Origin of the sequence: Pseudomonas sp. NBRC 111130 (assembly GCF_001320485.1) — a bacterium.
Lineage (GTDB): Bacteria > Pseudomonadota > Gammaproteobacteria > Pseudomonadales > Pseudomonadaceae > Aquipseudomonas > Aquipseudomonas vlassakiae.
This window is the reverse complement of the sequence record NZ_BCBG01000077.1, coordinates 1-10,998: the sequence shown is the minus strand read 5'-3', so window position 1 is coordinate 10,998 and position 10,998 is coordinate 1. Positions and strand designations below refer to the sequence as shown.

Sequence of the window (10,998 nt, the reverse complement as noted above, 5' to 3'; positions counted from 1 at the left end):
TGACCGCGACAGCTGTCAGTGCTTGGTCAGTTTGTCCAGGTAGCCCATGCAGAACGCCGAGACCACGAAGGTCATGTGGATGATCACGTACCACATCAGGTAGTCGGTGGAGATGTTCTGCGCATCCATGAACACCCGCAGCAGGTGGATCGAAGAAATCGCCACGATCGAGGCGGCTACTTTCATCTTCAGCGACGAAGAATCCATCTTGCCCAACCAGTTGAGCTTTTCTTTGCTCTCGTCGATGTCCAGCTGCGACACGAAGTTCTCGTAGCCGGAAATCATCACCATTACCAACAGGCCGCCAACCAGCGACATGTCGATCAGCGACAGGATGACCAGAATCAGGTCGGCTTCACTGAGGGCAAAGACGTTGGGCAGGACGTGGACAACTTCCTGGAAGAACTTCAGCGCCAGGGCCAGCAGGCCGAGGGACAGCCCGAAGTAGATGGGAGCGAGCAGCCAGCGCGAGGCATACATCGCGTTTTCGAGAATACGTTCCATGGAGAATTTGGGACTCGTCAGGTGACTGGAAATTCGGCCGCGAGTATAGCCAGCCACCTGTGACAGCAAAAGCCTGCGGCCTGATGCCGCACCGCTGACAAAGAGTGCTCAGGTTTCAGGATGGAACTGGTAGTCCCCCAGATTGCGGCAGCGTTCGCCATTGATCCGGCGCAGCTGAGCCTGCAGGTGCAGGCACCAGATCTGTGGATCGTCGGCCACCTGATACCCATGCAGCGTCAAGCTGTCGACGATGGCGCTGAGCACGGACTCGGCCACTACCGGCCCATGGAACGGCCCCTGGGCTTTGATTGCCGAGGGTTGTTCACCGGCCATGCCGGCGGCAAACAGCAGCGTCCACATGCCGTTGTCACCGGCCAGTGGGCGGATGCTGCATTCAATGCGGGTCACCAGGCCCAGGCACTGGCGAGTAAGGCTGAGGTTGCGCATGGCCGCGTCCCCTCCAATGAGCCCTGTTCAGCCTGAAAACCAGGCTGTTTCCATCCTGAACCCTGATACCGTCCTTAAGTTCCAGCATAGAAGAACGGCATAGAAAGATGGAAAACCGGCGCTGAACGGTAGCACTTGGCCGCCAGCGCCGATTTTTTGACTCAGGCCGGCTTGGCTTGGGCAATCACCTCTTCCAGCCGTTCCTTTTCTGCCTTCTCGATCTCTTCCTCGCTGATCATCTCGGCGATCTCGCGCAAGCGTTCGACCACCCGGGCGTTGACGCTGCCTTCGGTAAAGACGCCTTTATCGTTGAGTTCACCAGCTTCTTCGCCCACCAGCAGGCTCAACGCTTCATCAGCCTGGCTGACTGCATAGACGTGGAACATGCCGTTCTCGACCGCCTGCAACACGCGCTCGTCGAGCATCAGCGTGGCGACGTTGGCGCGCGGAATGATCACCCCCTGCTCGCCCGTCAGGCCACGTGCCTCGCAGAGGCGGAAGAAGCCTTCGATCTTCTCGTTGACCCCACCCACCGCCTGCACTTCACCGAACTGGTTGATCGAACCGGTGATGGCGAAGCACTGCTTGAGCGGCGTGCGCGACAACGCCGAGATCAGCGTGCAAGCCTCACCCAGCGAGGCGCTGTCGCCATCGACATAGCCGTAGGACTGCTCCAGGGCGATGCTGGCGGAAATCGCCAGGGGGAATTCCTGGGCATAGCGGCTGCCCAGGTAGCCCGTAAGGATCATGACGCCCTTGGAGTGGATCGGCTGGCCGAGGTTGACCTCACGTTCGATGTCGACGATGCCGCTGCCGCCCGGGTAGACGGTGGCGGAAATGCGCGCCGGCATGCCGAAAGCCGAATCGCCGACTTCGAGCACGGTCAGGCCGTTGCACTTGCCGATCGCCGCGCCTTCCGTGTCGATCAGGATGATGCCTGCGAGCATGTCATCGAGCACCCGCTGCGAGACACGCCCGGTACGGGTGGCCTTGGCCTTGAGCGCCCGCTCGATGTGCCCGGCGTCGGTCATTTCGTCACTGGCCAGCTGACGGATGAAATCCGCCTCGCTGACCAGCTGGAACAGGTCGCCAATGCGTGCCGACAGGCGCGACTGGTTTTCCGCCAGGCGAGCGCTGAAAGTAGCCAGGCGCGCCACCGCATCGCTGGTCAGCGGTGCCATGCCTTCTTCGTTGGTGCGGGTGCGCAGCAGCTGGGCGAACTGCTCGAGGTTCTCGTCGACCATCGGCATGTCTTCGTCGAAGTCGACCAGCACACGGAACATCTCCTGGAAGTCCGGGTCGTGGTCCTGCAGCGCGTAGTACAGCTGGCGCGAACCGATGATCACCAGCTTGATGTTCAGCGGAATCATCTGCGGCGTCAGGCTGACCGTGGCTACGCGGCCCAGCTCGCCCAACGGCGACTCCATCTTCAGCTTGCGCGACTGCAGGGCGCGCTTGAGGGCGTCCCAGACGAACGGCTCGCCCAGCATTTTCTCCGCTTCGAGAATCAGGAAGCCGCCGTTGGCGCGGTGCAGCGCGCCAGGGCGCAGCTGCCGGTAAGAGGTGTACAGCGCCCCTTGATCGGTGCTGTATTCGATGCGCCCGAACAGGTTGTCGTAGGTCGGGTGCGGCTCGAATACCACCGGTGCACCACCGTCAGCGTGGTGGCCGACCACCAGGCTTGGCGCGTACTGTTCTTCAAGCAGCTTGCGCGCAGCAGCATCGGTCTTGCTGTCTTCAACCAGCTGCTCGACCACGGTACGCAGCAGGTTCAGCTGCACGGACTGCAGGTAAGCGCAGACCGCCGCGTTCTCCGCGTACTTTTCCGACAGCGGCGCCAGCAGCGGCTGCAGGGCCAAGGTGATGGTTTCTTCGTTGAGCTGACGCAGCTGGTTGTTCGACTCACGCTTCCATTGCGGCAGGCTGGCCAGCTCCTCGTTGAGGCGCTCCTCGAGCAGGGCGATGTCCTCGTGGAATCGCTCGCGAACCTCTTCGGGCAACTGGGCGAATTCGGCTTCGTCCAGCGCCTTGCCGTCGGCCATCGGGGTGAAGGCCACGTTGCTGGCATCGCGGTACAGGGCCACGTCCTTTTCCAGCGAGGCGCGCTCGATCACGTCAAGTGCACGGTCATAACGCTGGTTGAAGGCGCGGTCGATGGCGCCCTTCTTTTGCTGGTACGAGGGGTGCTCGAACACCGCCGGGAAGGTCGCCAGCAAGTTGTCGATCAAGCCGCCCATGTCGTTGATGAACTCGGCAGCGCTGCCGGAAGGCAGCTCCAGGGCGCGTGGCTCGCGGGTGTCATCGAAATGGTTGACGTAAAGCCAGTCGGACGGGGTCTGCTGACGCTTACCCTCGGCCTTGAGGTAGCGTTTGACGAACGAGAAGCGGCCGGTGCCCGGCTCGCCCATCACATAGACGTTGTAACCCGGGCGCGGCATGGCCACGCCGAACTGCAGGGCCTCGACAGCACGCTCCTGGCCCAGGACTCCGCGAAACGGCTCCAGATCGTCGGTATTGGTAAAGGCAAACTGCTCGGGGGAGAAACGCCGGGTCAGGGCTTCAGGCGCGAGACGCAGGCGCGCAGCGACAGGATCGGGCATTGGGTTTCCTTACTTCGGCGGGGCAGATACGCAGCATTCTGGCGCTGCCCGCGCGCGCCTTGCAAGGTTCCTCGGGACTTTATGTCGCAGCGGTGATGATGTCATCGGCGAGCAAATTTTTCGCAATCAACAACGCAACCTTTAGATCATGCCTAAACTCCAAGCTGCGCGGGTGGGTGAAATGCTTTCCCGACCTGGCAACCGAGTTGCCAGAAACCCTGACCCTTGGTTAAGACAAATAGAGAACAATGCTATGAAACGGATTCTTCTGGGTACTCTGTTCACCGTGGTTTCGCTCAACGCGCTTGCCGAAGCGCCGGGTGGCCCGAACTGCGGCTGGGGCAACATGCTGTTCGAAGGCCAGCGCGGCACGCCGGCCCACTTCCTGGCTTCCACCACCAACGGTACCTCCGGCAACGCCACCTTCGGCATGACCTCCGGCACCAACGGCTGCTCGACCAAGGCCTCGCTGACCTATGGCGGCAAGTCCTGGTTCGCCATGAACGGCATGATGAACGAGCTGTCCGAAGACATGGCCATGGGCCAGGGCGAAGCCCTGACCACCTACGCCGTGGTCCTGGGCGTCGCTCCGGAAGATCGTGGCTACTTCGCCTCGGTCACCCACCAGCACTTCAATCAGATCTTCAGCAGCGCCGACGTGACTGCCGAGACTGTCCACAGCAATACCCTGGCCGTTCTGAAGAACGACCCACGCCTGGCCAAATACGCCACCGAGGCCTGAGTGCAGCTACCCCCGCCCCGGCCTCCGGGGCGGGTTTCGCCTTTCTTCGGCATCGTTAAGAAGTAGTTGCCCGACATGCTCAAACGCCTCGCATCCCTGGCGCTGTGTGCCTGCGCCCCTGTACATGCCATGCCCGTGCTGGACTCAGGCCGTATCCAGCAACTGGCCAACACCCCTTACTGGATTGCCCTGGGCCACTATGAAACCGCCAAGCTCGGCGGCTGGCGCAGCTATGTGGACGATGATGCCTTCTTCCTCGCCGAGGACGGCGCGCACCACCCGGACCAGGAGCTCAAGGCCACGGTTGCAGCGCTGTACGCCCCAGCCAGCCTGGGCGACAAGCACGCCCAATGCGTATTCCCCGCGCGCACCCGTTGGCTGCGTGAACAGCTGGACCTCAAAGACCTGCCGCAACCGGACTGCCAGGAATTCAAGACCTGGTACCAGTCGATCGACCCGCACAGCGCGGCGCTGATTTTCCCGGCGGCCTACCTCAACAGCCCGTCGTCGATGTTCGGCCACACCTTGCTGCGCATCGACCAGTCCAACACCCGCAGCGACGACACCACGCTGCTGAGCTACGCAATCAACTTCGGCGCCTACATCGAAGGCAGCGACAACAGCATCCTGTATGCCTGGAAGGGCCTGATGGGTGGCTACCCAGGCCTGTTCGCGCTGATGCCCTACCAGGAAAAGCTCTCCGAATACCGCAGCCTGGAGAACCGCGACCTGTGGGAATACCAGCTGGACCTGACGCCCGAAGAAACCGGGCGCATGGTCGAGCACGTCTGGGAGCTGAAGCAGATCCAGTTCGACTACTTCTTCTTCGACGAAAACTGCTCCTACCGCCTGCTGGAGCTGTTGCAGGTGGCCCGGCCAAGCCTGGACCTGACCTCGCAATTCCCGCTCACTGCCATCCCGACGGACACGGTGAAAGCGGTGAAGCAGTCCGGCCTGGTCGCCAGCGAAACCTACCGCCCGTCACGCGAACGCGAACTGCTGGCCCGGGCCGAGCCGCTGGACCATGACGAGAAGCGCCAGGTGCTGGCCGTCAGCGCCGATACCGCGCAGTTGCAAAGCCCTGAATTCAAAGCCCTGCCCCGCGAGCGCCAGGCACTGGTACAGGATGCGGCTTACCGCCTGGAGCGCTACCGGGCCAACGGCCAAGCGCGAGACCCTGGGCAGGCCAAGCGCAGCTTCGAGCTTCTGCGGGCAATCAACAGCAACCCGCCGCCGCCGTTGCAGATCGAGCGCCCTGGCCTGCCAGAGGACGGCCATGACTCGCGAACCTGGCAACTGGGCGCGGGCACCCGAGAGGACCGCGCCTACGCCGAATACGGCCTGCGCATGGCCTACCACGACCTCAACGACAACGCCTACGGCTTCCCGTTGGGGGCGCAAATCGAAATTCTGCAACTGAAAGTGCGCCAGTACGAAGGCAACGACTGGCAGGTACAGCGCCTGGACCTGGCCACCATCCGCTCGCTGACGCCACGCAACGAGCTGCTAAAGCCATGGTCCTGGCAAGTCGCTGGCGGCCTGGAACGGGTGCCGGGCAAGCATGACGACGAGGTACTGGTGAGCCATGTGAACGGCGGCGCCGGGGGTACCTGGCAGCTGGCCGATGGCTTGCTGGGCTTCGCCCTGGGCACGTTGCGAATCGAGCACCACAACGACTTCGCCCAGTTCGTCGCCCCGGCGACGGGGTTCAATGGCGGGCTGCTGTGGCGCAACGGGCTGGGCAACATGACACTGGAGGCCAAGGGTGATTACTTCACCAATGGCGAGGTACGGCGCAGTGTGAGCCTGAACCAGCAGTGGGAGATCAGCCAGAACCTGGGGGTGCGGTTGAGTGCTTCGCGGGAGTTCAGCCACCTGGCGACGGCGCAGAATGAAGTGATGCTGGAGCTGAAGTGGTATCACTATTGAGGCCGCTTTGCGGCCTTTCGCGGGCTTGCCCGCTCCCACGGATACGCCAACGCCCTTCGGGCATGTGCAGTTGCTGTGGGAACGGGCGCGCCAGCGAAAGGGCCACCAGCCTCGATAACCGCAATGTGAACCAACCGACTCTTTGACACTGTTTTGACACCTCCCCGACAAATCGCCACCTAGACTTTGCGGTATATCCCAAAGGGTCCAGGTGGTCATGTCGCGGTACTGGTTCGGCTTGTGCGTTGCGTTGTTGCTGGCGGGTTGCGAAACCACCCATGATCAGATGGTCAACCACGGTTATCCCCCCGCCTACGCCGACGGCTACCAGGACGGTTGCAGCAGCGGCCGCCAGGCGGCCGGGCTGATGGTGGGCGACTTCAAGAAGGACGTACCGCGCTACTTGCACGAGCGCCACTACGAGACCGGCTGGGACGATGGGTTCCGTCAATGCCAGGCGATGCAGGACAGCGAGGAGCAGCGCCAGTACCACGAGCGCTTCTGGGACGAACGTGATCGCCAGTGGCAGCAGGAGAAAGACCAGGGCGCCGCCCGTGCCTACCGCCACGACTGAGTCGCAAATGGACATCCATTGAAACCGTCGGCCTGCCATGCTGGTCTCCAGCACAAGGAGGCCATTGCATGAGCCGAGCATTCGTCAACGAAGACCAAGCCGCTGCCCAGGCCGATCAGCCGGTGGAGCGGCGCGTCAGCGACCAACCCAATTACGTCACTGCCAATGGCCTGCGCCAGCTGCAACAACGCGTGCGTGAACTGAATGCCTTGCGCAGCGCGTTGCAGGCGCAGGGCGAGCGCGGTGACCAGCAGCGCCTGGCCGATACCGAGCGGGATTTGCGCTATTTCAGCGCGCGGGCGCAGAGCGCCCAGGTAGTGCCGGAGGCGACTTCGCGCAGCAAAGTGCAGATTGGCAGCCGGGTCCGGTTCGTCGATGAACAGGAACAGGAGCACGTAGTGCAACTGGTGGGCGAGGACGAGGCAGATGCCGCCCGCGGGATGATCAACTGGGGATCACCGCTGGGGCGGGCATTGCTTGGGGCCGGGCCTGGGGATGAAATACTGTGGCGGCGACCGGCGGGCGATCAAACGATCGAGGTGGTCGAGATCGAGACTTGATGCCTGGGGGTCGCTCTGCGCCCCCCAGGAAGCTGGAGTCAGACCACGCCTTGCGCCAGCATGGCATCGGCGACCTTGACGAAACCGGCGATGTTGGCGCCCTTCACATAATTGACCGTGCCGTCGGCTTCTTCACCGTAATGCACGCAGGCATGGTGAATCGACTGCATGATGTTGTGCAGTTTGCTGTCCACTTCACCCGCCGTCCACAGCAGGCGCATGGCGTTCTGCGACATCTCCAGGCCCGATACGGCTACGCCGCCGGCGTTGGATGCCTTGCCCGGTGCGTACAGGATCCCGGCCTCGATGAACAGGTCGACCGCCGCCAGGGTAGTCGGCATGTTGGCGCCTTCGGCCACGCAGATGCAGCCGTTGCGCAGCAGGGTGCGGGCGTCTTCGATGTCCAGCTCGTTCTGCGTGGCGCATGGCAGGGCGATGTCACACGGCAGGCTCCACGGGGTCTGGCCCTTGCGGAACTCCAGGCCAAACTGTTCAGCCAGCTCGCTGATGCGGCCGCGCTTGACGTTCTTCAGCGTCATCAGCGCGTCCCACTGGGCATCGGTCAGGCCAGATTCGGCGTACAGGGTGCCTTCGGAGTCGGACAGCGAAATCACCTTGCCGCCAAGGTCCATGACCTTGCGGGCAGCGTACTGGGCGACGTTGCCGGAACCGGAAATGGCCACGCGACGGCCATCGATGCGCAGGTTCTGGCGCTTGAGCATTTCTTCAGCGAAGTACACGCAGCCGTAGCCAGTGGCTTCGGGGCGGATCAGGCTGCCGCCGTAGGTCATGCCCTTGCCGGTCAGCACCGACGTGAACTGGTTGGCCAGGCGCTTGTACTGGCCGAACATGAAGCCGATCTCGCGGGCGCCCACGCCAATGTCACCAGCCGGCACGTCGCAATCAGCACCGATGTGGCGGTACAGCTCGCTCATGAAGGCCTGGCAGAAGCGCATGACTTCGGCATCGCTCTTGCCTTTCGGGTCGAAGTCCGAACCGCCCTTGCCGCCGCCCATGGGCAGCGAGGTGAGGGAGTTCTTGAACACCTGTTCGAAGGCCAGGAACTTGAGCACGCTCAGGTTCACCGACGGGTGGAAGCGCAGGCCGCCCTTGTAGGGGCCGATGGCGCTGCTCATCTGGATGCGGTAACCGCGGTTGACCTGCACCTTGCCCTGGTCATCGACCCACGACACGCGGAACAGCACGGCGCGCTCCGGCTCGACCATGCGTTCGAGGATGCCGGACTGCAGGTAGTGCGGGTTGGCTTCGAGGAACGGCCACAAGGTACGCAGCACTTCTTCGACGGCCTGGTGGAATTCCGGTTGGCCCGGGTCGCGTTGCTGCAGGCGTGCGAGGAAATTGTCGACAGATTCGATCATGGTAGACATCTCACCAAGAGGATTGGACTTATTGGTTTTTTCTGGAATGTACCAAGAAGCAATCGCACTGGAATAGGGCGAAATGTCGTTTTTATGAAATTATTTGGTGCGTTTTATATAAGTGTATACAAAATCGCCTTCCGCGCCGCCTGCTTCGCGGGCGCGCCCGCTCCCACAGGAACCTCGCAAACCTCAAGACCGGCGCTGTACCTGTGGGAGCGGGCATGCCCGCGAATGAAGCCAACACCACTTTCCAGACAGGCACAAAAATGGGGCCACGATGGGCCCCATTTCTGTGCATCAAGAAACCGGCTTACTGGGCCAGCTTCTTGTGCCGTACACGGTGCGGCTGGGCAGCAGCATCGCCCAGGCGCTTCTTGCGGTCGGCTTCGTACTCGGTGTAGTTACCCTCGAAGAACACCACGTTCGAGTCGTCTTCGTACGCCAGGATGTGAGTGGCAACACGGTCCAGGAACCAGCGGTCGTGGGAAATCACGATGGCGGCGCCCGGGAAGTCCAGCAGGGCTTCTTCCAGGGAACGCAGGGTTTCGACGTCGAGGTCGTTGGACGGTTCGTCGAGCAGCAGGACGTTGCCGCCCTCCTTCAGGGTCAGCGCCAGGTGCAGACGGCCACGCTCACCACCGGACAGGTCCTTGACGAACTTCTGCTGGTCACCACCCTTGAAGTTGAAGCGGCCAACGTAGGTACGCGACGGGATCTCGTAGTTGCCGATGCGGATCTGGTCGGAACCGTCGGAGATCTGCTGGAACACGGTCTTGGAACCGTCGAGGTCTTCACGGCTCTGGTCCACGCAGGCCAGCTGCACGGTTTCGCCGATCTCGATGCTGCCCGAGTCCGGTTGCTCCTTGCCCATCAGCATGCGGAACAGGGTCGACTTACCGGCACCGTTACCGCCGATCACGCCGACGATGGCGCCTTTGGGCATCGAGAACGACAGGTTGTCGATCAGCACCCGGTCGCCGTAGCCTTTGGTGACGTTCTTGAACTCGATGACCTTGTCGCCCAGGCGCGGACCGGCCGGGATGTAGATCTCGTTGGTTTCACTGCGCTTCTGGAATTCCTGCGACTGCATCTCTTCGAAGCGCTGCAGACGGGCCTTGGATTTCGACTGGCGGGCCTTAGCGCCTTTGCGCACCCACTCCAGTTCCTCTTTCATGGCCTTCTCGTGGGCGCTCTGCTGCTTGGATTCCTGCGCCAGACGCTCCGACTTGGCTTCCAGCCAGCCCGAGTAGTTGCCTTCGTACGGGATACCGGCGCCGCGGTCCAGTTCGAGGATCCAGCCGGCGACGTTGTCGAGGAAGTAACGGTCGTGGGTAATCGCTACCACGGTGCCCGGGAAGTCGTGCAGGAAGCGCTCCAGCCAGGCTACCGAATCGGCATCCAGGTGGTTGGTCGGTTCGTCGAGCAGCAGCATGTCGGGGGCCGACAGCAGCAGGCGGCACAGGGCCACGCGGCGCTTCTCGCCACCGGACAGGTGCTCGATGCGAGCATCCCAGGCCGGCAGGCGCAGGGCGTCGGCGGCGACGTCCAGCTGGCGCTCGAGGTTGTGGCCGTCGGCAGCCTGCAGGATGGCTTCGAGCTTGGCCTGTTCGGCAGCCAGCTTGTCGAAGTCGGCATCAGGTTCGGCGTAGGCCGCGTAGACCTCGTCCAGGCGAGCCTGGGCGTCCTTGATCACACTGACCGCTTCCTCGACCACTTCGCGCACGGACTTGTTCGGGTCCAGTTGCGGCTCCTGCGGCAGGTAACCCACGTTGATGTCGGGCATCGGACGGGCTTCGCCGTCGAATTCCTTGTCGACGCCCGCCATGATCCGCAACAGGGTCGACTTACCGGCGCCGTTCAGGCCGAGCACGCCGATCTTGGCGCCTGGGAAGAACGACAGGGAAATATTCTTGAGAATTTCCCGCTTCGGCGGCACGACCTTGCTCAGCCGATGCATGGTGTAGACGTATTGAGCCAAAACCAAGCCCTCTAAATAGGTAAAGACATCGACGATCGCCCCGGCACTGCGGCCAGGGGGATGTGTTTACGGGTTTCATTGAACAAAGTCGACCATTCTACGCCAACGCGCGGCGTTGCACAGGGTGGTCGGATGGTGGGTGGGATCGTTGTGATCCTGCCGGGCATTCTTTGCCTGTGCCGGCCCTTTCGCGGCTAAAGCCGCTCCCACAGGTACTGCATGAAATTCAAGCCTTGAGCAATCCTGTGGCTCCCACAGCTACTGCATGAGATTCAAGCCTTG

9 protein-coding genes are annotated in these 10,998 nt (G+C 62.4%); 4 read left to right on the top strand and 5 right to left on the bottom strand.

Features of this window, described 5'->3' with window-relative positions:
- Positions 1–15 precede the first annotated feature (15 nt).
- The 3 genes from APH33_RS22270 to APH33_RS22260 all read right to left on the bottom strand — a co-directional run bounded on the left by APH33_RS22270 (position 16) and on the right by APH33_RS22260 (position 3,551).
- Entirely contained in the window at positions 16–504 is a 489-nt protein-coding gene (locus APH33_RS22270; protein WP_003247486.1) for a TIGR00645 family protein, read from the bottom strand.
- A gap of 108 nt (positions 505–612) precedes the next feature.
- Positions 613–951 (bottom strand): hypothetical protein, encoded by a 339-nt coding sequence (locus tag APH33_RS22265; RefSeq protein WP_054887213.1) that lies wholly within the window; start codon positions 949–951, stop codon positions 613–615.
- Positions 952–1,112: 161 nt separating this feature from the next.
- A complete protein-coding gene (locus tag APH33_RS22260; RefSeq protein ID WP_054887212.1) occupies positions 1,113–3,551 on the bottom strand; it encodes a Lon protease family protein in 2,439 nt (812 codons plus the stop codon).
- A gap of 253 nt (positions 3,552–3,804) precedes the next feature.
- Between APH33_RS22260 and APH33_RS22250 the strand changes: the two genes are divergently transcribed.
- The 4 genes from APH33_RS22250 (at position 3,805) to APH33_RS22235 (ending at position 7,356) form a co-directional block, all read left to right on the top strand.
- Positions 3,805–4,293, top strand: a complete 489-nt coding sequence (locus tag APH33_RS22250; protein WP_054887210.1) for a DUF3015 domain-containing protein — start codon at positions 3,805–3,807, stop codon at positions 4,291–4,293.
- Between the two features lie 75 nt (positions 4,294–4,368).
- Positions 4,369–6,222: a DUF4105 domain-containing protein gene (locus APH33_RS22245; RefSeq protein WP_054887209.1), complete on the top strand. Its 1,854-nt coding sequence runs from the start codon at positions 4,369–4,371 to the stop codon at positions 6,220–6,222.
- Between the two features lie 217 nt (positions 6,223–6,439).
- Positions 6,440–6,796 (top strand): hypothetical protein, encoded by a 357-nt coding sequence (locus APH33_RS22240; RefSeq protein ID WP_054887208.1) that lies wholly within the window; start codon positions 6,440–6,442, stop codon positions 6,794–6,796.
- Positions 6,797–6,864: 68 nt separating this feature from the next.
- Positions 6,865–7,356, top strand: a complete 492-nt coding sequence (locus APH33_RS22235) for a GreA/GreB family elongation factor (protein WP_054887207.1) — start codon at positions 6,865–6,867, stop codon at positions 7,354–7,356.
- Between the two features lie 38 nt (positions 7,357–7,394).
- Here APH33_RS22235 and gdhA read toward each other — a convergent pair whose 3' ends face one another.
- Both gdhA and ettA read right to left on the bottom strand, forming a co-directional pair.
- The gene (gene gdhA, locus APH33_RS22230) at positions 7,395–8,735 is read right to left on the bottom strand and encodes an NADP-specific glutamate dehydrogenase (RefSeq protein WP_054887206.1); all 1,341 of its coding nucleotides are present in this window, start codon (positions 8,733–8,735) and stop codon (positions 7,395–7,397) included.
- 313 nt (positions 8,736–9,048) lie between these two features.
- Entirely contained in the window at positions 9,049–10,716 is a 1,668-nt protein-coding gene (ettA, locus tag APH33_RS22225; protein WP_054887205.1) for an energy-dependent translational throttle protein EttA, read from the bottom strand.
- Positions 10,717–10,998 lie beyond the last annotated feature (282 nt).